The 26,206-nt window shown below is 72.7% G+C and carries 24 protein-coding genes and 1 tRNA gene; 10 read left to right on the top strand and 15 right to left on the bottom strand.

The genetic code is table 11. The annotated features are described in order from the left end of the window. Nucleotides 1–136: 136 nt before the first annotated feature. Genes B446_RS18925 through B446_RS18915 form a run of 3 tightly spaced genes read right to left on the bottom strand, consistent with a single transcriptional unit; the run spans nt 137 to nt 3,677 of the window. Complete coding sequence (locus B446_RS18925) at nt 137–1,087, bottom strand: MerR family transcriptional regulator (protein WP_020941046.1); 951 nt, start codon at nt 1,085–1,087, stop codon at nt 137–139. Further along, the gene (locus B446_RS18920; protein WP_020941045.1) at nt 1,084–2,838 is read right to left on the bottom strand and encodes an SDR family oxidoreductase; all 1,755 of its coding nucleotides are present in this window, start codon (nt 2,836–2,838) and stop codon (nt 1,084–1,086) included. Before B446_RS18920 ends, B446_RS18925 begins: the two co-directional genes overlap by 4 nt. Continuing rightward, nucleotides 2,835–3,677, bottom strand: a complete 843-nt coding sequence (locus B446_RS18915) for a M24 family metallopeptidase (RefSeq protein ID WP_020941044.1) — start codon at nt 3,675–3,677, stop codon at nt 2,835–2,837. The genes B446_RS18920 and B446_RS18915 overlap by 4 nt, the downstream gene beginning before the upstream one ends. A gap of 234 nt (nt 3,678–3,911) precedes the next feature. Between B446_RS18915 and B446_RS18910 the strand changes: the two genes are divergently transcribed. From B446_RS18910 to B446_RS18885, 6 genes are all read left to right on the top strand, one after another. Continuing rightward, the gene (locus B446_RS18910; RefSeq protein WP_020941043.1) at nt 3,912–4,874 is read left to right on the top strand and encodes an ABC transporter ATP-binding protein; all 963 of its coding nucleotides are present in this window, start codon (nt 3,912–3,914) and stop codon (nt 4,872–4,874) included. After that, entirely contained in the window at nt 4,864–5,781 is a 918-nt protein-coding gene (locus B446_RS18905) for an integral membrane protein (protein WP_020941042.1), read from the top strand. The genes B446_RS18910 and B446_RS18905 overlap by 11 nt, the downstream gene beginning before the upstream one ends. After that, a complete protein-coding gene (locus B446_RS18900; RefSeq protein WP_020941041.1) occupies nt 5,778–6,689 on the top strand; it encodes an ABC transporter ATP-binding protein in 912 nt (303 codons plus the stop codon). Before B446_RS18905 ends, B446_RS18900 begins: the two co-directional genes overlap by 4 nt. 10 nt (nt 6,690–6,699) lie before the next feature. Beyond that, entirely contained in the window at nt 6,700–7,419 is a 720-nt protein-coding gene (locus tag B446_RS18895) for an ABC transporter permease (RefSeq protein WP_020941040.1), read from the top strand. 139 nt (nt 7,420–7,558) lie between these two features. Beyond that, nucleotides 7,559–7,825 carry a hypothetical protein gene (locus B446_RS18890; RefSeq protein ID WP_020941039.1) on the top strand — a complete coding sequence of 89 codons (267 nt, stop codon included), beginning with the start codon at nt 7,559–7,561 and terminating at the stop codon, nt 7,823–7,825. A gap of 316 nt (nt 7,826–8,141) precedes the next feature. Continuing rightward, nucleotides 8,142–8,226, top strand: a tRNA-Ser gene (locus B446_RS18885). 35 nt (nt 8,227–8,261) lie between these two features. Here B446_RS18885 and B446_RS18880 read toward each other — a convergent pair. The 9 genes from B446_RS18880 to B446_RS18840 all read right to left on the bottom strand — a co-directional run bounded on the left by B446_RS18880 (nt 8,262) and on the right by B446_RS18840 (nt 18,174). Then, nucleotides 8,262–9,065, bottom strand: a complete 804-nt coding sequence (locus B446_RS18880; protein WP_020941038.1) for an HAD family hydrolase — start codon at nt 9,063–9,065, stop codon at nt 8,262–8,264. Continuing rightward, the gene (gene serS, locus B446_RS18875) at nt 9,062–10,339 is read right to left on the bottom strand and encodes a serine--tRNA ligase (RefSeq protein ID WP_020941037.1); all 1,278 of its coding nucleotides are present in this window, start codon (nt 10,337–10,339) and stop codon (nt 9,062–9,064) included. The genes B446_RS18880 and serS overlap by 4 nt, the downstream gene beginning before the upstream one ends. A 549-nt stretch (nt 10,340–10,888) precedes the next feature. After that, nucleotides 10,889–11,821 carry a prephenate dehydratase gene (pheA, locus tag B446_RS18870; protein ID WP_043475971.1) on the bottom strand — a complete coding sequence of 311 codons (933 nt, stop codon included), beginning with the start codon at nt 11,819–11,821 and terminating at the stop codon, nt 10,889–10,891. Between the two features lie 81 nt (nt 11,822–11,902). After that, nucleotides 11,903–13,198 carry an iron uptake transporter deferrochelatase/peroxidase subunit gene (efeB, locus tag B446_RS18865; RefSeq protein WP_020941035.1) on the bottom strand — a complete coding sequence of 432 codons (1,296 nt, stop codon included), beginning with the start codon at nt 13,196–13,198 and terminating at the stop codon, nt 11,903–11,905. A gap of 7 nt (nt 13,199–13,205) precedes the next feature. Then, nucleotides 13,206–15,140, bottom strand: coding sequence for a copper resistance CopC/CopD family protein (locus tag B446_RS18860; RefSeq protein ID WP_020941034.1), 1,935 nt, complete (start codon nt 15,138–15,140; stop codon nt 13,206–13,208). Between the two features lie 13 nt (nt 15,141–15,153). Continuing rightward, nucleotides 15,154–15,621, bottom strand: a complete 468-nt coding sequence (locus tag B446_RS18855) for a copper chaperone PCu(A)C (protein ID WP_020941033.1) — start codon at nt 15,619–15,621, stop codon at nt 15,154–15,156. After that, nucleotides 15,618–16,271, bottom strand: coding sequence for an SCO family protein (locus B446_RS18850; RefSeq protein ID WP_020941032.1), 654 nt, complete (start codon nt 16,269–16,271; stop codon nt 15,618–15,620). Before B446_RS18850 ends, B446_RS18855 begins: the two co-directional genes overlap by 4 nt. An 89-nt stretch (nt 16,272–16,360) precedes the next feature. Next, the gene (locus B446_RS18845) at nt 16,361–17,104 is read right to left on the bottom strand and encodes a YcnI family protein (protein ID WP_020941031.1); all 744 of its coding nucleotides are present in this window, start codon (nt 17,102–17,104) and stop codon (nt 16,361–16,363) included. A 215-nt stretch (nt 17,105–17,319) separates the two neighbouring features. Beyond that, nucleotides 17,320–18,174, bottom strand: a complete 855-nt coding sequence (locus B446_RS18840; protein ID WP_020941030.1) for a hypothetical protein — start codon at nt 18,172–18,174, stop codon at nt 17,320–17,322. A gap of 272 nt (nt 18,175–18,446) precedes the next feature. On the opposite strand from B446_RS18840, the gene B446_RS18835 reads away from it, so the two are divergent. Then, the gene (locus B446_RS18835; RefSeq protein ID WP_020941029.1) at nt 18,447–18,890 is read left to right on the top strand and encodes an ATP-binding protein; all 444 of its coding nucleotides are present in this window, start codon (nt 18,447–18,449) and stop codon (nt 18,888–18,890) included. 38 nt (nt 18,891–18,928) lie between these two features. After that, nucleotides 18,929–19,501, top strand: a complete 573-nt coding sequence (locus B446_RS18830; protein ID WP_419184161.1) for a GNAT family N-acetyltransferase — start codon at nt 18,929–18,931, stop codon at nt 19,499–19,501. A gap of 13 nt (nt 19,502–19,514) precedes the next feature. On the opposite strand, the gene B446_RS18825 is transcribed toward B446_RS18830, so the two are convergent. From B446_RS18825 to B446_RS18815, 3 genes are all read right to left on the bottom strand, one after another. Then, nucleotides 19,515–20,879, bottom strand: a complete 1,365-nt coding sequence (locus B446_RS18825; protein WP_020941027.1) for a PLP-dependent aminotransferase family protein — start codon at nt 20,877–20,879, stop codon at nt 19,515–19,517. 136 nt (nt 20,880–21,015) lie between these two features. Beyond that, nucleotides 21,016–22,521, bottom strand: coding sequence for an aminopeptidase P family protein (locus B446_RS18820; protein ID WP_020941026.1), 1,506 nt, complete (start codon nt 22,519–22,521; stop codon nt 21,016–21,018). A gap of 173 nt (nt 22,522–22,694) precedes the next feature. Beyond that, a complete protein-coding gene (locus B446_RS18815; protein ID WP_043475968.1) occupies nt 22,695–24,143 on the bottom strand; it encodes a PP2C family protein-serine/threonine phosphatase in 1,449 nt (482 codons plus the stop codon). Nucleotides 24,144–24,749: 606 nt separating this feature from the next. Between B446_RS18815 and B446_RS18810 the strand changes: the two genes are divergently transcribed. Together B446_RS18810 and B446_RS18805 are read left to right on the top strand one after the other, a co-directional pair. Continuing rightward, complete coding sequence (locus B446_RS18810) at nt 24,750–25,415, top strand: bifunctional DNA primase/polymerase (RefSeq protein WP_020941024.1); 666 nt, start codon at nt 24,750–24,752, stop codon at nt 25,413–25,415. Between the two features lie 55 nt (nt 25,416–25,470). Further along, the gene (locus B446_RS18805; RefSeq protein WP_020941023.1) at nt 25,471–26,085 is read left to right on the top strand and encodes a hypothetical protein; all 615 of its coding nucleotides are present in this window, start codon (nt 25,471–25,473) and stop codon (nt 26,083–26,085) included. Nucleotides 26,086–26,206: the final 121 nt, after the last annotated feature.

The following is a 26,206-nucleotide window of genomic DNA, read 5'->3' as shown; positions in this document are numbered from 1 at the left end:
CCAGCGTGCGGGAGAGACGCGGATCACGCAGGCCATTTTCCGCGGGCAGGTTTGATCCACAGGCAAGTGCTGTTATCCACAGGCTCGTTGGGTGAACTGTGGACAACTACGCGTCAGGACAGTCAGGTTCGTCAACTCAAGTGCGAGGGGTCTCGCGTGACGTCAGTGCGTCCAACGCGCGTGCGCGTATCTCGCGTTCGGCGGCGAGTGCCACGAACGTGGCGACCTGTCCGTCGCCAACCAGGCGTTCCACAGCGCTGATCGTCTCGGCGGGGAGTTCGACCGCGCGTGTCCCGGCAAGCGGCTCGGGCCCCGTCTCGCCGCCGAGGCGCGTGCGCAGCTGCCGTACCGCGAACACGCGCATCGCGCGGGCCAGTTCGGCGTCCACGGTCTGCCGCGCCAGGGGCCTCAGCCGGCGCACCAGGCCGGCCGCTTCGGCCGCGTGCGCGTCGGTGCGGTGGGCCGGATCGTCGAGGTAGCGCCCGAAGACGTGCTCGGTGGTGAACTCCAGGAAACGGGTGGCGATGTGCTCCACCTGTCCCCTCAACTCCCGCAGATGGGCCGAGATCGCGGACAGCGGTACGCCCGCCGCGTGCAACTCCGCTGCCACAGCGAGTTCCTGGGGGCTCGGCACGAGGAAGGTGTCGGGGTCGCCGTCGACCGGTTCCAGCACGCCGAGGTCGACCGCCTCGGCCACGGCGTCCTCGTCGGGGGTGCCGCCGAAGCGGGCTTCCAGCTCCGCGCGGGTGACCCGGACCGGTTCCTCGTCGGTCCAGGGGCCCTCCACCTCGGTGACCAGTCCGAGCACACCGCCGAGGCCCCGGCCGGTGTCCCAGGCGTCCAGCAGTTCCCTGATCGAGGCCAGGGTGTAGCCGCGCTCCAGCAGGTGGCCGATCTGCTGGAGCCGGGTGACGTGGACGTCGGAGTACAGGTTGGCGCGGCCCTGCCGTTCCGGGCGGGGGAGGAGTCCCTTGTCCTGGTAGGCGCGGATGGTCCGGACGGTGGCGCCGGTGCGGTGCGCGAGGTCCTCGATGCGGTAGGCCCGTCTCGCCGACGGGTCCGCGGGGCGGGCCGGTTCGCCGTTCACAACCGGGGCTCCACCCGGGCCACCCGGCGCAACACCCCCGGCAGCAGACGCGACATGAGATGCGCACCGCGCGCCTCGGGTGTCACCGGGACGACCGCCCTGTTGTGCGCGACCGCATCGAGAACAGCCTTGGCGACCTTCTCCGGCGGGTAGTTGCGCAGGCCGTACAGGCGGGCCGAGCGCTGCCGGCGGCGGCTCTCCTCGGCCTCGTCGACGCCGGTGAAGCGGGCCGTCGCGGTGATGTTGGTGTTGACGATGCCGGGGCAGATCGCCGTGACGCCGATGTCCTGCCCGGCGAGTTCGGCGCGCAGGCACTCGGAGAGCATCAGGACGGCGGCCTTGGAGGTGCTGTAGGCGGGCAGGGCCCGTGAGGGCTGATAGGCCGCCGCCGAGGCGATGTTGACGATGTGGCCGCCCTGGCCGCGCTCGGCCATCCGCGCGCCGAAGAGACGGCAGCCGTGGATCACGCCCCACAGGTTGACGTCCAGGACCCTGCGCCAGTCCTCGGTGGTCGTGGTGAAGAAGGAGCCCGACAGGCCGATCCCCGCGTTGTTGACCAGGACGTCGAGCACGCCGTGGTCGCGGTGCACCCGCTCGGCGAGCTTCTCCATGGCGTGCTCGTCGGAGACGTCCGCCGTCTCCGCCCAGGCGTCGGCGGCGCCGATCAGCCGGGACAGCTCGGCGGTGCGGGCGGCGGCCTCGGCGTCGCGGTCGACGGCCACCACGCGCGCGCCGGCCTCGGCGAACGCGAACGCCGTGGCCCGCCCGATGCCGCTGCCCGCGCCGGTGACCAGGACGAGCTGTCCGCCGAAGCGGTCACCGTGCCGGCCGTCGGCCACCGGAGCGGGGCGGCCGCCCTCCACGGACGTCACGAACTCCTCGATCCAGGCGGACACCTGGTCGGGGCGGGTGCGCGGGATCCAGTGCCGGGCGGGGAGCGTGCGGCGGGTCAGCCGCGGCACCCACTGCTCCAGGTCGTCGTAGAGCCGCTCCGACAGGAACGCGTCGTCCAGGGGTGTGATGAGCTGCACGGGCGCGTGCGCGTAAGCGTCGGGTCGTGGTCTGCGCAGCCGGGCGCGGACGTTGTCCCGGTACAGCCAGGCGCCGTGTGCCGCGTCGGAGGGCAGGGACGAGGTCGGGTAGTCGCCCGCGGGCACCTTCTCGGAGCGCTGGAGGATCCTGGGCCAGCGCCTGCCGAGCGGGCCGCGCCAGGCCAGCTCCGGCAGGGCGGGGGTGTGCAGCAGGTAGACGTACCAGGACCTGGCGCCCTGGCCGAGGAGCTGGCCCACCCGGCCGGGCGTGGGGCGCTTCACGCGGGCGCCGATCCAGTGCCCGAAGTGGTCGAGGGAGGGTCCGGACATCGACGTGAAGGAGGCGATGCGGCCCTCCGTGCGGCCCACGGTGACGAACTCCCAGGACTGCACCGAGCCCCAGTCGTGGCCGACCAGGTGGACCGGCCGGTCCGGGCTCACCGCGTCCGCCACGGCGAGGAAGTCGTCCGTGAGCTTCGCCAGGGTGAAGCCGCCGCGCAGCGGGCGCGGCGCCGTGGACCGGCCGTGGCCCCGGACGTCGTAGAGGACGACGTGGAAGCGTTCGGCCAGTCGCGCGGCGACCTCGGACCACACCTCCTTGCTGTCCGGGTAGCCGTGCACCAGCATCACGGTCGGCTGGCCGGGGTCGCCCAGTTCGGCCACGCACAGGTCGACCCCGCCGGTGCGCACCCGGCGCTCCCGCGCACCCTTCAGTGTCACTTCGCCTCCGCCCAGCGCCGCACGTGCGGCAGATCGTCGTCCAGCCAGAAGGCGCTCTGCACGGGGTCCCGGGAGTCGGTGACCACCAGGATCTCCTCGAACTTCGCGCCGGTGCCCCTGAACCCCAGGTGGGGTTCGACCGCCCACAGCCCCGGCCGCGGCGGGTGGTCGGAGAAGCGGTACGGCGACCACAGGGGCGACCAGCCCTCGCGGTGGCCGTGCAGGGCGTCGGCGGCCAGGCCCTTGAGGGACTGGGTGCCGAACCCGAACAGATGAGGTGACCAGCGGCGCCGCCTGACCCGGTCCACCTTGTGGGCGATCACGCCGAAGGGGTAAGCGCGGTGCCGGTTGGCGTAGCCCTGGCGGACCATGAGCCGGTCCACGTCCTCGTAGATGGCGCGCAGCGGCCGCCGCTCGCGCACCTCGCGCAGGATCAGCTCGCGGTGCGCCTCCAGGTCGGCCATCAGCCGGTCCTGCACCGGGTTCGCGCCGAGTGAGCCGGAGTAGCCGATGTCGGCGGTGAAGCCCTCGTGCACCGGGGCCATGTCCAGGATGAACGGCATCCCGGGCTCCAGGGCGCGGTCGGTCGGGAAGAACTGCAGCGGGACGCGGAAGTTCGCGAACGCCGTGCGGTCGCCGAACCAGGCGAACGGCAGGTGGAACCAGTCCCGCACGCCCCGCTCGCGCAGCCACTCGCGCTGCATCCGGGCCGCCTCGCGCTCGGTCACCCCCGGCTCCAGGCGGCCCGCGACCGCCTCGGCGCATTCGTAGGCGAGGTGCTGCACCCGTCTGAACCCGGCGAGCTCCGTGGAGAGTCCGCCGCTCACTGCCGTGGTCATGCCGCCCCGTCCCGTCGTCGTGTCGGCTGCGCTACGCGTCCGTAACTTGACACTGGTGAATGTGACAGTTGTTAGAGTCGGCGTCAATAGGGCGATCAAGGGCTGTGGACGACCGGCGGTGGGTCTCAGGCAGGGCATCCCTTAGGGCCGGGTAATACCTGGGGCTGACGTCAAGACGGCTCTGTGGTCTGACGCCCGGGGGTGGTCCGCGTCACTACCGTCGTGGACGTGACTGTGATCGCGACCGAAAGCCTGAGCAAGCGGTTCCCCCGGGTGACCGCGCTCGACCGGCTGTCCGTGGACATCGGACCCGGTGTGACCGGGCTCGTCGGTGCCAACGGCGCCGGCAAGTCCACCCTGATCAAGATCCTGCTGGGTCTGTCCCCCGCCACGGAGGGCCGCGCCGCGGTGCTCGGCCTCGACGTCGCCACCGAGGGCGCCGCCATCCGTGAGCGCGTGGGTTACATGCCGGAGCACGACTGCCTGCCGCCCGACGTCTCGGCCACCGAGTTCGTCGTCCACATGGCGCGCATGTCCGGCCTGCCGCCCACCGCCGCGCGCGAGCGTACCGCGGACACGCTGCGCCACGTGGGCCTGTACGAGGAGCGCTACCGGCCCATCGGCGGCTACTCCACCGGCATGAAGCAGCGGGTGAAGCTCGCGCAGGCCCTGGTGCACGACCCCCAGCTGGTCTTCCTGGACGAGCCGACCAACGGCCTCGACCCGGTGGGCCGCGACGACATGCTCGGGCTGATCCGCCGGATCCACACCGACTTCGGCATCTCGGTCCTGGTCACCTCCCACCTGCTGGGCGAGCTGGAGCGCACCTGCGACCACGTCGTCGTCGTGGACGGCGGCAAGCTGCTGCGCTCCAGTTCCACCACGGACTTCACGCAGACCACCACGACGCTCGCGATCGAGGTCACCGACACGGACAAGCACCCCGACGGCACCCGCGCGGTCCGCGAGGCGCTGCACGCGCGCGGGGTGAGCGTCGAGGCCGGCAGCGGTCTGCCGGGCGCCGGCCACGTCCTGCTGCTGACGGCGCAGGGCGAGGAGACGTACGACCTGGTGCGCGACGTCGTCGCCGACCTGGGACTCGGCCTGGTGCGCATGGAGCAGCGCAGGCACCACATCTCCGAGGTCTTCACCAGTGAGGACGAGCAGCGCGAGGAGGCGGTCGGACATGGCCGTTGAGCAGCCCACCCGGGCCCCCGGGACACCGCCGGGCGACCAGACCCGCATCCACAACATCGGGTACCGCAACTACGACGGCCCCCGCCTCGGCCGCTCCTACGCCACCCGCTCGCTCTACTCGCAGTCCCTGCGCGGCTCCTACGGCCTCGGCCGCTCGGTGAAGTCCAAGGTCCTGCCGATGCTGCTGTTCGTGGTGATGTGCGTGCCCGCGGCCATCATGGTCGCCGTCGCGGTCGCCACGAAGGCCAAGGACCTGCCCGTCGACTACACCCGCTACGCGATCCTCATGCAGGCCGTCATCAGCCTGTACGTCGCCTCGCAGGCGCCCCAGTCGGTCTCCCGCGACCTGCGCTTCAAGACCGTGCCGCTGTACTTCTCGCGGCCGATCGAGACCGCCGACTACGTCCGCGCCAAGTACGCGGCGCTGGCCTCGGCCCTGTTCGTGCTCACCGCGGCCCCGCTGCTGGTGCTCTACATCGGCGCGCTGCTGGCCAAGCTCGACTTCGCCGACCAGACCGAGGGATTCGCACAGGGGCTGGTGTCCGTGGCTCTGCTCTCGCTGCTCTTCGCCGGCATCGGCCTGGTCATCGCCTCGGTCACCCCGCGGCGCGGCTTCGGCATCGCCGCCGTCATCGCCGTCATGACGATCTCCTACGGGGCGGTCTCCACGCTCCAGGCCATCGCCGAGAACCAGGACAACGCCGGCGCCATCCCGTGGATCGGCCTGTTCTCACCGGTCACCCTCATCGACGGGGTCCAGTCCGTGTTCCTCGGCGCGACCTCCGCGTCCCCCGGGGCGGCCGGGCCCTCCGACGCGCAGGGCGTCGTCTACGTCCTCGTCGTCCTGGGCCTGATCGCCGCCGCCTACGGCCTCCTGCTGCGCCGCTACCGGAAGGTGGGCCTGTGACCACGCTCTCCATCGACCACGTCTCCCGCTGGTTCGGCAACGTGGTCGCCGTCAACGACATCACCATGACCATCGGCCCCGGCGTCACCGGGCTGCTCGGCCCCAACGGCGCCGGGAAGTCCACCCTCATCAACATGATGGGCGGCTTCCTGGCCCCCTCCACCGGCACCGTCACCCTCGACGGACAGCCGGTGTGGCGCAACGAGGCCATCTACCAGCACATCGGCATCGTCCCCGAGCGCGAGGCGATGTACGACTTCCTCACTGGCCGCGAGTTCGTCGTCGCCAACGCCGAGCTGCACGGCCTGGGCGCCAAGGCCGCCCAGCGGGCGCTCGCGACGGTCGAGATGGAGTACGCCCAGGACCGCAAGATCCAGACGTACTCCAAGGGCATGCGCCAGCGCGTGAAGATGGCGAGCGCCCTGGTGCACGACCCGTCGCTGCTCCTGCTGGACGAGCCGTTCAACGGCATGGACCCGCGCCAGCGGATGCAGCTCATGGACCTGCTGCGGCGCATGGGGGACGAGGGCCGCACCGTGCTGTTCTCGTCCCACATCCTCGAAGAGGTCGAGCAGCTCGCCTGGCACATCGAGGTCGTCGTCGCCGGACGGCACGCGGCCAGTGGCGACTTCCGCAAGATCCGCCGCCTGATGACCGACCGCCCGCACCGCTACCTGGTGCGCTCCAGCGACGACCGCGCGCTCGCGGCCGCGCTGATCGCCGACCCCTCGACGTCCGGCATCGAGGTCGACGTCACCGAGGGCGCGCTGCGCGTCCAGGCCGTGGACTTCGGCCGCTTCACCGCCCTGCTGCCCAAGGTCGCCCGCGACCACGGCATCCGGCTGCTCACGGTCTCGCCGTCCGACGAGTCCCTCGAGTCCGTGTTCTCGTATCTGGTCGCGGCGTAGGAGGCCGAAGATGTACGACCCCACAGTCGCCCGGCTCACCTACCGGGCCCTGCTCGGCCGTCGCCGGGCCCTCATCCTGGGCGCGCTGCCCGTGCTGCTGATCGCGATCTCCGTCGTCGTCCGGGGCCTCGCGGGCGCCGACGACCAGACGGCCGCCGACCTGCTGGGCGGGCTCGCGCTCGCCACCATGGTGCCGATCATCGGCGTCATCGCGGGCACGGGCGCGATCGGGCCGGAGATCGACGACGGCTCGGTGGTGTACCTGCTGGCCAAGCCGGTGAAGCGGTCCACGATCATCTTCACCAAGCTGATCGTGGCGATCGCCGTGACGATGGTTTTCTCGGCCCTGCCGACCCTCGTCGCGGGCTTCATCCTCAACGGCAACGGGCAGCAGATCGCCGTCGCCTACACGGTGGCCGCCCTGGTCGCCTCGATCGCCTACGCGGCGATGTTCCTGCTGCTCGGCACGGTCTCCCGGCACGCGGTGGTGTTCGGTCTCGTCTACGCCCTGGTCTGGGAGGCCCTGTTCGGCTCCCTGGTCTCCGGCGCGCGCACCCTGAGCGTCCAGCAGTGGTCGCTCGCCGTCGCCCACAAGGTGGCCGGCGGCAACCTGGTCACCTCGGACGTCGGGCTGACCACGGCGACGGTGCTGCTGGTCGCGGTCACCGTCCTCGCCACCTGGTACGCCGGGCAGAAGCTGCGGACGCTCACACTCGCCGGCGAGGAGTGAGAAGGCGTCCGTGCTCCCGATCAGTACTGATCACTTCTGATCAGTACTGACGGGGGCTTCACCCCGGCCCGGGCACACTCGGCGCAGCGGACGAACCGCCGGCGGGCGCACGCCCGGCCGAACGGTCAGGAGGTCGCAGATGGCGCAGGACACCCCGCGGCACGAGGACGCCGGCAGGGACGGGGACGTCGGCAGGGACGGCGACGGGGACGAGGTCTGGGACGGGACGGTCCTGGACGAGGACTTCGTGCGCGCCGCCGGGACCACCGAGCCGTCGGCCCGGGCCCGGATGCTCGCCGCCCGGTGGCGGGCCGAGGAGCCCGAGCCGCGGCCGTGGCGGTCCGACGAACCGCCGGCGGGGTGGTTCTTCAGCAAGGCCAGGCGGCGCGGACGGCGCCGCCGGTGACCTCCGGCCGCCTCCCCCTGCTCGGCGTTCCGGCCGTACCCGCTGCCTCTTCCGCCCTCTGCGCCCCCGCTTAAATCGGTGGCGCCGGACCGGGCGGCGGGGGCACAGTGGTCGTGCGCCGTCCGCCGGGAACGTCCCGGCGCCGTGAACCGGGAGAGGAGCGGGGCGATGTCCATGCACGGCAGTACGTCCAGCTCCCGACAGGGCGGTCCGAGGCGGGCTCCGGAGTGATCCTCACTCCTCCGTAGAGCTCAGGGGACAGCCCGGGGCGGCCGCTTCGAGCACGCGACGTGTCTCTCGCGTGGGCCGCCCACCCGGAGGATTGGCCGAGTGGTAAGGCACTGGCTTGCTAAGCCATGGTCGGGGGCGACCCCGCGCACGTTCGATCCGTGCATCCTCCGCGCGATGTGACCACCGTACGAGCGCCGGGCGGCGCTCAGCCCAGCAACCGCTCCAGCACCAGCGCGATGCCGTCCTCCTCGTGGGAGGCCGTCACCTCGTCCGCCACCGCGCGCAGCTCCTCGTGGGCGTTGGCCATGGCCACGCCCCGGGCGGCCCAGGCGAACATCGGGATGTCGTTGGGCATGTCGCCGAAGGCGATCGTGTCGGCCGCCTTCAGGCCCAGCCGGCGGGCCGCCAGCGACAGGCCCGTGGCCTTGGAAAGGCCGAGCGGCAGCAGCTCCACGATGCCCTCGCCCGCCATGGCGACCGTGACGAAACCGCCGGCCGCGCTGCGGGCCGCCGCCGCCAGCTCGTCGTCACCCAGCTCCGGATGCTGTATGTAGATCTTGTTCAGCGGGGCGGTCCACAGATCCGAGGCGTCCGTGAACGGCGTCGCCGGAAGCCGGCCGGTGACCGCGTAACCCGGCCCCACCAGCACCTCGCCGTCCAGGCCGTCCCGGCTCGCCGCCAGGTACAGCGGGCCCACCTCGGCCTCGATCTTGGCCAGGGCCACGCCCGCCAGCTGCCGGTCCAGGGTGACGGAGGTCAGCAGGCGGTGCGCCCCCGCGTCGTACACCTGGGCGCCCTGGCCGCAGACGGCGAGCCCGTCGTAGCCCAGGTCGTCCAGGATGTGCCGGGTCCAGGGGACCGCGCGTCCGGTGACGACGATGTGCGCCGCGCCCGCCGCGGTGGCCGCGGCGAGCGCCTCACGGGTGCGCTGCGAGATCGACTCGTCGGAGCGCAGCAGCGTTCCGTCGAGGTCGGTGGCGATCAGGCGGTACGGGAATGCGGCGCTCACTTGGCGACCGGCTCCAGGACCTCCCGGCCGCCCAGGTACGGGCGCAGCACCTCGGGGACCCGGACGGAACCGTCGGCCTGCTGGTGGTTCTCCAGGATCGCCACGATCGTGCGCGGTACGGCGCAGAGCGTGCCGTTGAGCGTCGCCAGCGGCCTGACCTGCTTGCCGTCGCGGAGCCGGATCGACAGGCGGCGGGACTGGAACTCGGTGCAGTCCGAGGTCGAGGTCAGCTCGCGGTACTTGCCCTGGGTCGGGACCCACGCCTCGCAGTCGTACTTGCGCGAGGCCGAGGCGCCGAGGTCGGCGGAGGCGACGTCGATGACGCGGAACGGCAGCTCGAGCGAGGTCAGCCACTGCTTCTCCCACTCCAGGAGGCGCTTGTGCTCCTCCTGCGAGTCCTCGGGAGTGACGTAGGAGAACATCTCGACCTTGTCGAACTGGTGCACGCGGAAGATGCCGCGCGTGTCCTTGCCGTGCGAGCCGGCCTCGCGGCGGAAGCACGGGGAGAAGCCCGCGTAGCGCAGCGGCAGCCGGTCGGCGTCGATGATCTCGTCCATGTGGTACGCCGCGAGTGGGACCTCGGAGGTGCCGACCAGGTACAGGTCGTCCTTGTCGAGGTGGTAGACGTCCTGGGCCGCCTGGCCGAGGAAGCCGGTGCCGGCCATGGACTGCGGGCGGACCAGTGCCGGGGTCAGCATCGGTGTGAAGCCGGCTGCCGTGGCCTGCGCGATCGCCGCGTTCACCAGGGCCAGCTCCAGCAGGGCGCCGACACCGGTGAGGAAGTAGAAGCGGGAGCCGGAGACCTTGGCGCCGCGCTCGACGTCGATCGCGCCGAGGATCTGGCCCAGCTCCAGGTGGTCCCTGGGCTCGAAGCCCTCGGCGCCGAAGTCGCGGATGGTGCCGTGTGTCTCCAGCGTGACGAAGTCCTCCTCGCCACCGACGGGCACGTCGGGGTGGACGAGGTTGCCGAGCCGGAGCAGGAGCTGCTGGGTCTCGGCGTCGGCCGCGTCGCGCTCGGCGTCGGCGGCCTTGACGTCGGCCTTCAGCTGCTCGGCACGCTTGAGCAGTTCGGCCTTCTCGTCGGCGGAGGCCTTGGGGATCAGCTTGCCGAGCTGCTTCTGCTCGGCACGCAGCTCGTCGAAGCGGACGCCGGAGGACCTGCGCCGCTCGTCGGCAGACAGGAGGGAGTCGACGAGCGCGACGTCCTCTCCACGGGCGCGCTGGGACGCGCGCACACGGTCGGGGTCCTCACGGAGCAGGCGAAGGTCAATCACGGGGCCAAGGCTACCGGTGCGGGCTCGCGGGCCACGACTCACTATTGCGTCCCGCGCCGTGCGTGCCGTTATGAGGCAATTGCGCAGAGTGTCCGTGAGGTCAAGCCGAGCCGTACCTTCCCTGGGACGAGGCAGCCGGTGGGCCTCCCGTTGACCTGATTTCCTTGGGGGGAGGGGCACTTGGCGGGCCCGTTGTCCACAGGAATCCGTGGACTCCGGAGAGTTATCCACAGGCTGTGCGGAAACTCTGTGGATTTCGGAATTGATCACTCCGGAAGTTATGGCCGGACTGATGAATTCCCGGTCCAAACAGGGGCGACACCCACTTTCGGGTGGAAAGGGGTCGCCCCAAAAGATGAACCAAAGGAAACGGATGGACGAAGGGTGACGTGCGGGACGGTGGCCGCATCTGGGGCGTCCAGGGCGATTTGTCGACCGCATCGCCCCGCCGTGTCGACTTGTCCCCAGGTCGAGAAGCGGACCTGTGGATAACTCCTGTGGATAACGATGATGTGCAGATACGACCGGCCGGAAGCGCGCTGGGGCGCTTCAGAACCGGCCGTCCTGGCAGCGCGCCACCCAGTCGGCCGCGGCCACGAACTCCGCGTCCGAGGTTCCGGGCAGCCGGGGCCGCGCCTCGCCCGGCCGGATGTCCGCGCGGGGATAGGAACCGAGGAAACGCACCTGCAGACAGATGCGCTTCAGGCCCATCAGCGCCTCCGCCACCCGGCGGTCGGAGATATGACCCTCGGCGTCGATGCAGAAGCAGTAGTTGCCGATGCCGGCCCCGGTGGGCCGGGACTGCAGCAGCATGAGGTTGATGCCCCGGGTGGCGAACTCGCCGAGCAGGTCGCGCAGGGCACCGGGGTGGTCGTCCCGCTGCCACAGCACCACCGAGGTCTTGTCGGCACCGGTCGGTGCCGCCGGCCGGGCCGGGCGGCCGACCAGCACGAACCGGGTCTGGGCGTTCTCCGCGTCGTGGATGCCCGTCTCCAGGGCCTCCAGGCCGTACCGGGCGGCGGCGAACTCACCGGCGAAGGCCGCGTCGTACCGGCCCTCCTGGACCAGTCGGGCCGCGTCCGCGTTCGAGGCGGCCGACTCCCAGTGCACCTCCGGGAGGTTGTTGCGCAGCCAGTTGCGCACCTGCGGCTGGGCGGCCGGATGGGCGGAGACCGTCTTGATGTCCGTCAGCTTCGTGCCCGGACGGACCAGCAGCGCGAAGGTGATCGACAGCAGCACCTCGCGGTAGATCATCAGCGGCTCGCCCGCGACCAGCTCGTCCAGGGTGGTGGTGATCCCGCCCTCGACGGAGTTCTCGATCGGCACGAACGCGGCCTCGGCCTCGCCGACGCGCACCGCGTCCAGCGCGGACTGCACCGACACGTACGGGATCAGCTCCCGGGTGGCGGCCTCCGGAAGCGTGCGCAGGGCCACTTCGGTGAAGGTGCCTTCGGGACCGAGATACGCATAGCTCGCTGGCATGTCCTCACCCTAATGGCCGTCGGTGGACGCGACTCCCTTGTCTCAGGGAAGCCACTCGACCGGGTGGTTTGAACCCCCTGTTCACTCCTCCAGCAGCCGCTGGCCCACGTACTCCCCGTCGGCCGCCCCGCCGGGTACCGCGAACAGACCGCTCGCCTCGTGACGGATGTACGTCGACAGGGCGTCCCCGCGGTCCAGCTTGCGCTGCACCGGCACGAAGCCGCGCAGCGGGTCCGCCTGCCAGCAGACGAAGAGCAGCCCGGCGTCCGGTGTGCCGTCCGCGTCGATCCCGTCGTGGTAGGAGAACGGGCGCCGCAGCATGGCCGCGCCGCCGTTCCGGTCGGGCCGGGTGATCCGGGCGTGCGCGTTGAGCGGCACGACGTACTCGCCCTTGGCGTCGGCCTTCTCCAGGTCCATCGGGGTCGTCTCACCGCCCCCGGACAGGGGCGCCCCGTCGGCCTTGCGGCGCCCGATCACCGCCTCCTGGTCCGGCCGCGACAGCTTCTCCCAGTCGTCGAGGAGCATGCGGATCCGGCGTACGACGGCGTAGGAGCCGTTCGCCATCCAGGCGGGCTCGCCCGAGGGGGGCACGAAGATCCGCCGGTCGAAGTCGGCGTCGGAGGGCTTGGGGTTGCGGGTGCCGTCGACCTGGCCCATGAGGTTGCGGGCGGTCATCGGGTGGGCCGTCGCCCCCGGGGTGCGGTTGAAGCCGTTCATCTGCCAGCGGACCCGGGCCGCGTTCCCGGCGTCCTTCTGGATCGCGCGCAGCGCGTGGAAGGCGACCAGGGCGTCGTCGGCACCGATCTGCACCCACAGGTCCCCGTCGCTGCGCCGCTTGTCGAGCCGGTCGCCGGAGAAGTCGGGCAGCGGGTCCAGGGCGCCGGGCCGCTGCTTCTCCAGGCCGGTCCGGCCGAAGAAGCTGTGTCCGAAGCCGAAGGTGACGGTCAGCGAGGACGGGCCCGCGTCCCGGGCGACGCCGGTGTCGTCGTGCCCGGTCGTCTCGCCGGCCATCAGCCGCTCGGCCGTGCCCGACCAGCGGCGCAGCAGGGCCGCCGCCTCCCTGCGGCCCGCGCCGGGCGTCAGGTCGAACGCGACCAGGTGGCCGCGGGCCTGCAGCCCCTCGGTGATGCCGGGCTGATGTTTCCCGTGAAACATCGCCCGACCGGACCCCACCGAGGTGAGCGGAGTGGCCTGGGCGGGCGCCGCCGTGTAGCCCACGGCGCCGCCGGCCGCGCCGAGCACGAGTCCGGTGGCACCGGCCGTGCCGAGCAGGGCGCGCCGGGAGACACCCCGGCCGGGGGCGTCGGCGGGTTCCGGCGCCGCGGGCGCCGCGGGGGCGGCGGGCGTACGGGCCTCGGGGAGGGACTGGTCGGGCATGGGTGGATCAGCCGATCTGCGCGTTCTTGGAGACGGTCACCTGGTCGATGTCGGAGGTCCGCACGGTCACGGCGATCTTCCAGTCGCCGGCCATGGGGATCTGCACCCCGCTGGCCGACCAGTGGCCGGTGGTGATGTGGTCGGGGGTCACCGGGAGCGGGCCGAGTTTCTTCGCCTCCAGGGTGAAGGCGACCTTCACCTCGGGGACGTCGAAGGCGCGCCCGTTGGGCCGCTGGACGTAGACGTGCATCTCGTTGCCGCCGACACGGGCGGGGTCGAGGTCGATCCGGACGAGGCCCTTGCCGTCGGTGCCGCCGGTGTCGAAGGGCATGTCCAGGGTCAGCGCACCGGAGGAGTCCGCCGGGGAGGACGACGAGGACGGGCTCGTCGACGAGGTGGACGCCTTGGCGTCCAGCTCGGTGCGGCCGGGCTCGGTCTGGGTCAGCCAGGTGGTGACCGCGAGCAGCACGACCGCGACGCCCGCCTCGGCGAGCACCGAGCGGCGCAGGCCGAAGCGGTTCGGATCGGCGTCGCGCAGCCGCTTCTGCCGGGCCGCGTCCACGGCGGCCCGCTGCCGGGCGAGCTGGGCGGCCCGCGCGTCGGCACCGGAGGCGGTCTTGCGCCCGGACGGCTTGCCGGCCGCGGAGCCGACCTGCTCCTTCTCACGCTCCTTCTCGCGTTGCGCCTTCTCGGCGGTCCTGGCGCCGGCCGTCTCCAGCAGCCGCCCGGTCCAGCGCCGCGAGATCCACGCGATGCCCACCAGCAGGGCCACGAGCGCGATCTTGACCAGCAGCAGCTGTCCGTACCGGGTCTCGGTGAACGCCGACCAGGAGCCGAGCTGGCGCCAGGACTGGTAGGTGCCGGTGGCGACGAGGACGACGACGGAGCCGAAGGCGACCCGGGAGAAGCGGTGCACGGCGGCGGAGCCGACCGGGGTCTCCGCGGGGGCCCGGTACAGGGCGACCAGCAGGGCGGCGAGGCCGCCGAGCCAGGCGGCGACGGCCAGCAGGTGGAGCACGTCGACGGGCATGGCGATACCCGGCTGGAGCCCGGTGGAGGCGTGCTCGGCCATGGCCCAGCTCGCCGCGAGCCCGGCGGCCACGACCACTCCGCCGACCGCGAGCCCGAAGGTCAGGTCCCGCTTCTCCGCGGGCTCCTCGCGCCGGTTGTAGGCGCCGAACAGGACGGCGATGAACAGCGCGGCGGCGGCGAGCAGCAGCAGCCGGGAGACCAGCGCCGCGCCGGTCTTGGTCTGCAGCACCTGGCCGAGCAGGTTCAGGTCGAAGACGTCGCCGAACTTCCCGGAGGAGGTGTAGGAGCCGCGCAGGAGCAGCAGCCACAGGGTGGCCGCGGTGAGCGCGAGCCAGCCGCCGACGACGAGCCGCTGCACGGCCCGTACCCCCGAGCCGCGCTGCCAGCAGGCCAGCACGAAGGCGGCGCCGCCGGCCAGCACGATGAACCCGGCGTACGACACGTACCGTCCGGCCGCGTAAAGCCCGCCGACGACACCGCCGCCCGCCGCCGTTCCGACGCCGGAGACCACGGTCTGCGAGGGGGCCCCGATGGAGAAGGTGTAGGCGCCGGAGACGGGGTGGCTGTCCTCGGAGACGACCTGGTAGGCGACCGTGTAGGTGCCCTTGGGCAGGTTGCCCTTGAGCTTCACGGCGTACGTCGTGCCGCCCGGGTTCACCGGCGCGCCGACCGCGACGTCCTTCCCCTTGGGGTCGAGGACCTGGAGCGAGTCGTCGTTCATCGCCACCTTCTCGGAGAAGGTGAGCGACACCTGGGTGGGTGCCTTGTCGACCACCACCCCCTGTGCGGGGTCGCTGCCGGTCAGCGCGGCGTGCGCGGAGGCCGGTGCGGCGCCCGCGAGCAGCGCGCCGGTGACGGTGAGAAGCAGCAGCACCAGGGTGCGCAGGCGGGGGGCGATGGTCCGCGTCAAGGTGGTCCCTCCCTCAGTGGCCGGTCGACGGGTTGTACGTGGCGGACTTCACCGGCATCTCGACGGTGAGGGCACCGGACTTCGCGAAGGTGAGGCGCAGGGTGACCTTCTGGCCCTGTTCCGGCTTGCGCTTCAGCTTCTCGAACATCAGATGGTTGCCACCGCTTTTGAACACGAGTTGACCATGGGCGGGTATGGCGAAGGCGCTCTTCTCCTTCATGGCCCCGCCGACGGTGCTGTGCATGGTGACGTGCCCGGCGACGTCGCTGGTCACCGAGGTCAGCTCGTCCTTGACGCCGCCCTCGTTGCTGATCGTCAGGAAGCCGGCGGCCATGTCGGCGGAGACCGGCTGGGGCATGTACGGCCCGCTCACGGACAGCTCGGCCTTCGAGGAGCCGGACCCGGAGTCGGTGCCGGAACCGCAGCCCGCGAGGGCCAGGGCGCCGGCGAGCGCGGCCGCGGGCAGGAGCGCACGCCTCACGGCTTCGCTCCCTCGACGAGCTTGGGCAGGTCCTTGGTGTAGTCGTCCACCGTGGCGTCCTCGCCGTAGAGGACGTAGCCGCCGTCGGTCTTCGGGGAGAAGGCGATGACCTGGGTGCCGTGCACCGAGACGAGCTTGCCGTTCTTGTCCTTGGTGGTCGGCTCGACGGAGATCCCCACGGCCCGGGCGCCGGCCTGGATGGTGGAGAAGTCGCCGGTCAGGCCGATGAACCCGGGGTCGATGCCCTTGAGCCACTTGCCGAGTCCGGCGGGGGTGTCCCGGCCGGGGTCGGTGGTGACGAAGACCACCCTGAGCTTGTCCCGCTGGGCCTTGGGCAGGGCCTTCTCGGCGACGGCGATGTTGCTCATCGTCGTCGGGCAGATGTCCGGGCAGTGCGTGTAGCCGAAGTAGAGCAGGGTGGGGTGGCCCTTGGTCTCGGCCCGCAGGTCGAACTTCTTGCCGTGGGTGTCGGTGAGGACCAGAGCGGGCTTCGTGAACGGCTGGTCGAGGACGGTGGCGGCCTTCCCCGAGCCGGACTCCTCGGAGACCACGGCGACGGGCGACTTGCCGTCGCCGCCGCTGCCGCAGGCGGAGAGGGTCAGGGTGGCGGCGGCGAGCAGCGCCGCCGCGGCGAACGTCTTCTTGCGCATAGAAAAATGTCCCAGATGTCAGAACTCCGGCGCGCACCGGGGTCGTACGACAGCGTCGCACGACCCCGGGCGCGCGTGCGGAACGGTGGTCAGGCGGTCCGGCGGCGGCCCGCGAGGACGCCGTAGCCGACGCCCGCGATCCCGATGACGATGCCGATCACGCCGAGCACGCGCGCGGTGGTGTCGCTGCCGCCCTGCGTCTCGGTGCCGGCGGCGGCCGCCTCGGTCTCGGCGCCCGTCTTGCCGTCGCTCCTGTCGGAGGCGTCGTCGGCGGTGGAGGCGCCGTGGTGGTCACCGGTGGCGGCGGACAGCTCCAGCACCGGGGCCGGGTTCTCGGGCTCCTCGTGGCCGTCCTGGGCCACCTCGATCCAGCGCACGACCTCCTTGTTCGAGTACGTCTGGATCGCCTTGAACACGAGCTGGTCGGTGTCCTCGGGCAGGGTGCCGACGGAGAGCGGGAACTTCTGGAAGTAGCCGGGCTCGACGCCCTTGCCGTCGGCGGTCCAGGTGACCTTGGTGACGGCCTCGTCGATCTTCTTGCCGTGCATGGTCAGCGGCTTGGCGAGCTTGGACCGGGTGACGTCGATCTTCCAGCCCGGCAGCGGCTGCGGCATCACGGACGCGATGGGGTGGTCCGCCGGGAAGTTGACCTCGACCTTGGTGGTCGAGGCGTCGTCGCGCTCGTTGGGGACCTTGAAGTCGACGACCGCGTAGCCGCCCTTGGCGGCCGTGCCCTCGGGCTGCACGGTGACGTGCGCGAAGGCGGGGCCCGACAGGGCGAGCACGGCGGTGCCCGCGACGGCGGTGGCGGCGGCGATACGAGAAGCCCTCATGACAGGGAGCACTCCACTCTGAGTGAGTCCGGCGCGGGTCCCGGTGGGGGACGGCCGGTGCGAGGTCCGGTGGGAATCCGGAGAGGATGACGCGCGGGCGTGGCCGGTCTGCCGGCCGTACCGGTCGGCCGGGCGCACGCGCGCGTGCCGCACGACGGCGGCCCCTCCCGTCCGGTCTTCCGTCTCCGGTTCCGGTGGAGTGTGGTCGCGTCGTGTCAGGCGGCGAGCAGGAACGCGGCGGCGGGCGGGCCGCGCCGGATCACCGTGTGCTGGAGCGCGGTGGTGTGCGGGGCGGGCGCCTCGTCCAGGGCGGTGCGAGGCACGCGCGGGCCGGGCCCGGTCGTGGGCAGCAGTCCGGCGCACAGGGCGCGGACCAGGGCGAGCGCACCGCGCAGGGAACGCACGAGCGCGGCCTCCGCGACCCCGTGCGCCGACAGCTCGATCAGCCGCAGCAGAGCCAGGTCGCCCCGGCGCAGCAGCCAGCCGGCGACGACGGCCGCGAGGACGTGGCCGAGCAGCATCGGCAGGGAGGGCAGCAGCGCCGTCCAGGAGCCCGCGGCACCGGCCGCGCCGTCCATGCCGGTCGCGCCGTTCATGTGGGACATGGCCGGCATGGCGCCGACGGCCCGGCCGGAGGGGGCGATGAGGTGGGCGTCGAGCAGCAGCCGGTAGGCGTGCCCGGGGGTCAGCACCGAGGGGCCGGACCCGCACACGAGCCGGGCGGCCCGCTCGACGAGGGCGGTGTCGTTCAGGGACGCGTCCGGCGGGCTCGTCGTCATCGCGCCGGCCGCCGAGTGCTGCCCGAGCCCGAACAGCGTGTGCAGCACCAACTGCCCGAGCGCGAGGAGCACGGCGATGCCGGGCAGCGAGCGGGCGCGTCCGGCCAGCGGTGCCACGAGCAGCATCGAGCCCGCGAATCCCGCGCCGAGCGTCCACAGCGGGACGCTCGCGCAGGAGGCCATGGTGTGCCCGGCCGCGGCCAGCACGACACAGACCGCGGCGAACACCGCGGCCCGCAGGATCCGGAGCCCGGCTCCGGGACGCGCCGTGCGCGGGTGGGGGGCAGTCATGGCGGCCCCATCATCGCACCGGCCGCGCCCGGGACCGGCGGCAGGTCACCGGTTCACGCCACCGCGGGACGGCCACCAGGAGCGGAAGATCACCCTCCGCGGGACGGCCGCCGGACCGGAAGATCGCCTGCCGCCGGGAGTCGTCCCTCATACACCGATTCCTCCCGCGGCGCGTCGGCCTTATGGGCACAGTCACGTCCACGGAGTGCTTACGGACGTGCACGGGCGGCAATACGTAACGGTATGTCGAGCCGCGGCCTGGAGGCTGGAGCATGAGCATCTGGTGGTCTCTCCAACTGCGTCGCGAGGCCGCGAGCGTGCCGCTCGCCCGGCGGCTGCTGATCGGCACGATGGAGACGGCGGGCGTCGACCCGGACGTCTCCTACGACCTGTCCGTCGCCCTCAGCGAGGCCTGCGCCAACGCGGTGGAGCACGGCGGGGACGCCGCCCGCGGCTGCTCGGAGGCCTACCGGGTGACCGCCTACCTCGACGGTGAGAGGTGCCGGATCGAGGTGACCGACTCGGGGCCCGGAGCGGTCCGCGCCCAGGACGTACGGCCGGCCCGCCCGGACGCCGAGCACGGCCGGGGGCTGTGCCTGATCCGGGAACTCGCCGACCACGTGCACATCGGCGCCCGCCCGGGGCGGAGCGGGACGGTGGTGAGCTTCGACAAGATCCTCAAGTGGAGGAAAGATCCTTCCCTGCTCACGGCATGAAGGACGCCGCGGGGACACCGCGCGGCTAGGGTGCGCGCATGCTTGTCGAAGCCATGGAGAACAGGGAACTGGCCGGTGGCGTGGTGCTGCGTCCGCTCGCCGCGGCCGACGCCCTCGCACTCGCCTCCGCGTACACGGAGAACCGTGCGCATCTGGAACCGTGGGAACCGGTCAGACCGGAGTCCTTCTTCACCGCCGAGGGCCAGGCGGAGCGCATCGAGGGGCTGCTGGGGCAGTGCGCCGAAGGCGCGGTGATGCCGTGGGTGTTCGAGGCGCCGGACGGCCGGATCGTCGGGGCGGTCACCCTGTCCGGGATCTCCCGGGGCCCGTTCTGCAGCTCCCACCTCGGGTACTGGGTCGCGGCCGACCGGCAGAACAGGGGACTGGCCGGCGCGGCGGTGGCGCAGGTCTGCCGGATCGCCCGGGACACCCTGGGGCTGCACCGGATCGAGGCGTCCACGCTGACCGAGAACACCGCGTCCCAGCGGGTGCTCGGCAAATGCGGGTTCGAACCGATCGGGCTCGCTCCCAAGTACCTGCACGTCAACGGCGAGTGGCGGGACTGCCGGCTCTTCCAGCGCGTGCTGCACGACGGCCCGCCCACGCCCTGAGGCCCGCGCCCGCTCAGGCGCCGAGGACCTTGGCCAGCGCCTCCAGCGCCTCCGGATACGCCCGCTCCCGGGGGGTGCCGTATCCGACGACCAGCCCCTGCGGCCGGCCCCCGCCGGGGGTGTGCCAGTGGGTGCCCAGACGGCCGACGGCGAGCCCCGCGGCCTCGGCGCGGGCCAGGGCCTCCTCCTCGTCGGGGACGTCGATCAGCGCGTGCAGTCCGGCCGCGATGCCCCGCACCTCCCGCCGGGGCCCCAGCCGGTCGAGGAGCTGGTCCCGGCGGCGCCGGTAGCGCAGCCGGCACGCGCGCACGTGCCGGTCGTAGGCGTGGCTGCCGATGAGCTCGGTGAGCGCGAGCTGGCCGATGGTCTCGGTGTGGTGGTCGCTGTGCAGCTTGGCGTCGGCGACCGCGTCGGCCAGCCGCGGCGGCAGCACCATCCAGCCGAGTCGCAGCGCCGGGCCGAGCGTCTTGGACGCGGTGCCCAGGTAGACGACGTGGCCCGGGGCCATGCCCTGCAACGCGCCCACCGGCTGGCGGTCGTAGCGGAACTCGCCGTCGTAGTCGTCCTCGACGATGAGCCCGCCCCGCGCGCGTGCCCAGTCCGTGAGCGCGCGGCGCCGCTCGGGGTGCAGCGTCACCCCGGTCGGGTACTGGTGGGCCGGGGTGACCACCACGGCGGCCGCGTCGCCCAGTTCCGCCGGCCGCACCCCGCGCTCGTCCACCCGCACCGGCGTGACGGTGCCGCCGTTGCGCCGCACCACCTCCCGGTGGAACGGCAGCCCCGGGTCCTCCATGGCGACCGTGGCGCCGTCCAGCACGCGGGTGAGGAGGGCGAGTCCCTGGACGTACCCGGAGGTGATCACGATCCGCTCCGGCGGCGCGAGCACCCCGCGCGCCCGCCCCAGATAGCCGGAGAGCGCGGTGCGCAGTTCGATCCGGCCGCGCGGGTCGCCGTAGTCGTACGCCAGGGAGGGTGCTGTCGCGATGGCGCGGCGCAGCGCGCGCAGCCAGGCCGCGGCCGGGAACGCGCCGACGTCGGGGCTGCCGGGACGCAGGTCGAGACGCGGGGCACGCGCGTGTGCCGGCGCCCCCGGCTCCGGCGCCTCCACGGCGGGCAGTTCGGCGACCTGGGTGCCCGAGCCCTGCCGGGCCGTCAGGTAGCCCTCGGCGACGAGCTGGTCGTACGCGGCCTTCGCGGTGCCGCGCGAGATGCCCAGCTCCGTCGCGAGCCGCCGGGTGGCCGGCAGCCGGGTGCCGGGCGCGAGCCGTCCGTCCCGCACGGCGTCCCTGAGCGCCCGTTCCAGACCGACGCGGCGGCCGTCCGCCGCGTCGGGTTCGAGATGCAGATCCACCCCGACACCGGACCAGAAGTCGTCCACGGGACCCCTCCCCCAGGCACGTGAAAGCCGGCGCGCACGGAACACGCCGATGGCCGGGCACCACCCGGGTGCCCGGCCATTCAGTGTCTTATCAGACCGGTTGGCCGTGCCGGCCGTCTCGGTCCGCGCGGACCGGTCAGCCCTTCAGGGCCGCCATCCACGCCTCGACCTCGTCGGAGCGGCGCGGCAGGCCCGCCGAGAGGTTCCGGTTGCCGTCCTCCGTGACGAGGATGTCGTCCTCGATGCGCACGCCGATGCCCCGGTACTCCTCGGGCACGGTCAGGTCGTCGGCCTGGAAGTACAGGCCGGGCTCGACGGTGAGCACCATGCCGGCCTCCAGCGTGCCGTCGACGTACGTCTCCACGCGGGCGGCCGCGCAGTCGTGGACGTCCATGCCGAGCATGTGGCCGGTGCCGTGCAGGGTCCAGCGGCGCTGCAGGCCGAGCTCCAGGACGCGCTCGACCGGGCCCTCGACCAGGCCCCACTCGACGAGCCGCTCGGTGAGCACCCGCTGGGCGGCGTCGTGGAAGTCGCGGTACTTGGCGCCGGGCTTCACGGCCGCGATGCCGGCCTCCTGGGCGTCGTACACGGCGTCGTAGATCTTCTTCTGGAGCTCGCTGTACGTGCCGTTGACCGGCAGCGTGCGGGTGACGTCCGCCGTGTACAGCGTGTGCGTCTCCACGCCCGCGTCCAGCAGGAGCAGGTCGCCGGAGCGGACCGGGCCGTCGTTGCGCACCCAGTGCAGGGTGCAGGCGTGCGGGCCGGCGGCGCAGATGGAGCCGTAGCCGACGTCGTTGCCCTCCACGCGCGCGCGGAGGAAGAAGGTGCCCTCGATGTAGCGCTCGCTGGTCGCCTCGGCCTTGTCGAGGACCTTCACGACGTCCTCGAAGCCGCGGACGGTGGAGTCGACGGCCTTCTGCAGCTCGCCGATCTCGAACTCGTCCTTCAGCAGGCGGGCCTCGGAGAGGAAGACGCGCAGCTCCTCGTCGCGCTCGGCGGTGACCTTGTCGGTCAGGGCCGCCTCGACGCCGGCGTCGTGGCCGCGCACGACCCGCACCGGTCCGGTGGCCTCACGCAGCCGGTCGGCCAGCTCGCGCACGTCGGCGGCCGGGATGCCGTACAGCGCCTCGGACTCGGTGAGGGAGTGGCGGCGGCCGACCCACAGCTCGCCCTGGCCGGACAGCCAGAACTCGCCGTTCTCGCGGTCGGAGCGCGGCAGCAGGTAGATCGTCTCCCGGTGGCCCTCGGCGGTGGGCTCCAGGACCAGGACGCCGTCCTCGGTCTGGTTGCCGGTGAGGTAGGCGTACTCGACCGAGGCGCGGAAGGCGTACTCCGTGTCGTTGGAGCGGGTCTTCAGGTTGCCCGCGGGGATCACCAGGCGCTCGCCCGGGAAGCGCGCGGAGAGCGCGGCGCGGCGGCGCGCGGTCTCGGCGGCCTGCGCGATCGGCTTCAGGTCACGCAGCTCCGTGTCGGCCCAGCCCGACTTCATGTTCTCGGCAAGCTCGTCGGAGACGCCCGGGTACAGGCCGTTCTTCCGCTGCTTGACGGTCTCCTCGGACTCGGTCTCGGGGCCCTCCGCGGTGGCGGAATCGGGTACAGCCGGGTTGAGCTCGTCGGACACGTGATCCTCCTCGGTACGCATGTGATCTCCCCCCGGGCCCGCGACGCTCATGCTTGTGGCCGAGCGGGGACCTCCATCATCGTACGGTCGCACCGGGAGCGGTCCGGGGCCGGAAGACCTGTTATGCCTGGCCATGCCGACCGGCGGGCGCGGACGGCCCGGGATCCGGCGGCGGAGTCCCGCGGCGGAACCCCTCAGTCGAAGCGTGCCGCGAGCAGGACCACGTCCTCCTCGCCGCCGTCCCCCGCCCCGCCGGGAGCCGCCGCGGCGTCCGGGCCGTCCGGCAGGACCGTGCGCAGCACGTGGTCGGCGACGGCCCCGGGGTCGCGGCGCAGCGCGCGTGGGACGCTCGCGGCCGCCGCGCGCAGCCGGGCGAAGGCACGGTCCGTGGGGTCGCCGGTGCGGTGCAGCAGCCCGTCGGTGTAGAGCAGGACCGTCTCCCCGGCCTCGGCCTGGATCTCCACGCTGGGCGCCTCCCAGCAGGCGAGCATCCCGAGCGGCGCGGAGACGGACGTCTCGGCGAACTCGGTGCGGCGCTCGCCGATCAGCAGGGGCGGGCTGTGCCCGGCGCCGGCCAGGGTGATCTTGCGCAGGGCCGGTTCGCAGTAGGCGAAGAGGGCGGTGGCCGAGCGGGCGGGCTCGGTCAGCCGCAGCAGCAGCTCCAGATCGGACAGGACGGCGACCGGGTCCTCGCCCTCCATCACGGCGTAGGCCCGCAGGGAGGCGCGCAGCCGGCCCATGGCGGCCACCGCGCTGGGCCCGGAGCCGGTGACCGAGCCGACGGAGAGGCCGAGGGCGGCGTCCGGCAGCGGCAGCGCGTCGTACCAGTCGCCGCCGCCGCGCGGTCCGGTGCGGTGCCGGGCGGCGAGCTGGACGCCGGCCACCCGGGGCAGCCGGGAGGGGAGCAGTTCCTCGGCGATGGTGGCCATGCACGCGCGCGTGCGCTCCACCTCCACGAGTCGGGCCAGGTGCTCGGCCGCGTGCCGCACGTAGAGGCCGACCAGGTGGCGGCGGCGCCCGTCCGGCTCGGCCGGCTCGTCGTAAAGCCAGACGGCGGCGCCGAGGCGGCCCGCCGACTCGGCGGCCAGCGGGAGCGCATAACTGGCGGCGTAGCCGAGGCGGGCGGCCACCTCGCGGTGGCGGGGGTCAAGGCCGTCCTCGGCGAGCAGGTCGGCGTGCACGACCTCGGTGTCGGCGCCGGCCTCCAGCAGGCTGCCGTAGGGCAGGGCGCCGCGCGGCACGGTCTCGATGTGGCCGAGGTCGGCGCGGCCGAGACCGAGACCGAGGGTGGTGCGGGGGGCGAGCCCGTCGGCGGGCTCCAGGACGACCAGGCCGCGGCGGGCGCCGACGAGGGCGGATCCGGCGTGCAGCAGTTCGTGCAGGGCCGGCTCCAGCGCGTCGGTGCGGGCCAGACGCTCGGTCAGCTCGTGCAGGGTGGTGAGGTCGGAGACCCAGCCGGCCAGCCGGTCCTGGAGCAGGGCGCCGGGCGGCGGGCCGCCGGGGACCGGGGCGTTGGGGACGGGCAGCGCCGCGTCGGGGGAGGGACCTGAGCCGGGGGCGGAAGGTGTGGGCGCGGCAGTGTGGGCGGGCGTGGGAACCGTTGAATCGATTCCGGCCACTTTCGGAGGGTGCGGGGCGTTCATGGCGTCCGGCCTTCAGACCGGTGCGTATTGCTCAGAAGCATCGCAAACCCCCATGTCATTCTGCGCCGCCGGCGGTGTAACCACATGTACACGCACTCGTGAGGGGATGTCCAGCATTGTCCTGCGGGGATTCCTGGTGTCCATGGGTCTGAAGTGGGTTTCCCCCGAAACCCTTGCCTTACTGCCAAGTTGGCTTGAAACTGCCTCAGGTATCGGTTCATTGCGGTCGACTGGCCCTGCTCCACGGAGCGTCACATCGGTCGTGATGGGTACGTACTCGGAGAAGGCCAGGGGTGGTTGGGGACCACCCGGAACCTGGCGACGGACCCGGGCGTCATAACCACCGACGACCGAGCCCCATCCTCCCGTGGCGGAGGCGAAGAGAAACACGCGCGACCGCAAAACGCCAGGCTTCGCCACCCCTACGCCGCACCCGTGCTCTCGATGGACGCACTAAGGAAGCGGTCAACGCTCGACCCCCTGGGGTTCCCCCTGTCATGCGCAGGGGTGTGATGCGCCAACAGGTACGCACAGTGAAGTGATCGACACATGTTGTGATGTGGTCCTCGGTGTTGCCAGCGGTGCAACGGAAAGGAACGAGCGCTCATGCGCGAGATCCTCGGAAGGCGACGCAGGCTCCTGTCCAGGCGGAACGGCGGGAGGCCTGAGCTGCTCGGCGCGGCCCTGACCTTCGCGGCCGAATGGCAGTGGCCCGTACTCCCGGGTGTGGCCCCGGACCCGCAGGGACGGGCCCGCTGCGGCTGCCCCGACCCGGAGTGCACGGTCCCCGGCGCCCACCCCTTCGACCCCGGCCTGCTCGCGGCCACCACCGATCCGCGCATGGTGCGCTGGTGGTGGACCAACCGGCCGGGCGCGCCGATCGTCATGGCCACCGGCGGCAAGGCGCCCTGCGCGGTCAGCCTGCCGGCGCTCGCGGCGGCCCGCGCGCTCGCGCTGCTCGACAAGCGCGGTATGCGCCTCGGCCCCGTGGTCGCCTCGCCGACCCGCTGGGCGCTGCTCGTCCAGCCCTACTCCATGGAGCAGCTCGGCGAACTGCTCTACGCCAAGGACTTCGTGCCCGGCTCCCTGCGCTTCCACGGGGAGGGCGGTTACCTCGCGCTGCCCCCGTCCGAGACCGGTCAGGGCGCCGTCCGGTGGGAGCGCGCCCCGCTGCCCGGCTCCGCCTCACCCTGGGTGCCCGGCGTGGAGGCCGTGGTGGACGCCGTGGTCGACGCCCTCACTCGTACGGGTGTGAGCGCGCCCGAGTTGTAGGGGTGTCGGGCGCGGGCGCGCCCGGCTGCCGCCCGGGGTCGTTATCTTCCGCTACATGCTGCGCATCTCAGGGGGACCCGGCGGCCGGCCGTCGCACCGCGGCGGTCCGGACCCCCGAAGGCTCCGTCTGCTCGCCCTCGCGGGCGTCGTGACGGCCGCGGCCGCGCTGCCGCTGGCCGTGGCGTCCGCGGGTCAGGTGGGCGAGGCCGGCCGGCCCGCGGCGAAGAACGGACGGGCCGTCACGCCGCCGCGCCCCCGCGTCGCGGCCGGGCCGTCGGCGCCCGCCCCGACGCACTCCCCGCTGCTTCTCGGGCTCGGCCTGGCCACCGCCGCCCGGTGCGGACCCGAGCTCTCCTCCCCCGACGGGATCGAGGCGCAGACCTGTGTGCTGACGCAGGGCGGGGACACCTGGGCGCGCACCTACTACCGCAACGTGACCGGCGAGGCCGTGGACTCCGTGCTGAGCCTGCTGGGCCCGGACGGCCGGACCGTGCAGACGCACTGCGCGGCGGGCGCCGACGACGAGCCCGCCACCTGTGAGACACCCCGGGACCGCACCCGGGGAGCGCTGGACGGCTACACCGCGGTCACCGAGTTCTCCGGATCACGGGCCGACGGGCCGCTGCTGCTGCGTTCCGCGAGCAACTCGGTTGCCTCGGACGGGAGTTGACGGCCAAAGGGGTGCTGTACACCGGCTCCGGGCATGGAAAGGCCCGGTTGCTGGCGACGGGGGATGCACCAGCAACCGGGCTACTGGAACGGTAACAAGAGATCGGCGGTTCGCAAATTCG

Origin of the sequence: Streptomyces collinus Tu 365, assembly GCF_000444875.1 — a bacterium.
Taxonomy (GTDB): domain Bacteria; phylum Actinomycetota; class Actinomycetes; order Streptomycetales; family Streptomycetaceae; genus Streptomyces; species Streptomyces collinus_A.
The sequence above is the reverse complement of the archived record's forward strand: the minus strand, read 5'-3'. Positions and strand labels throughout refer to the sequence as shown.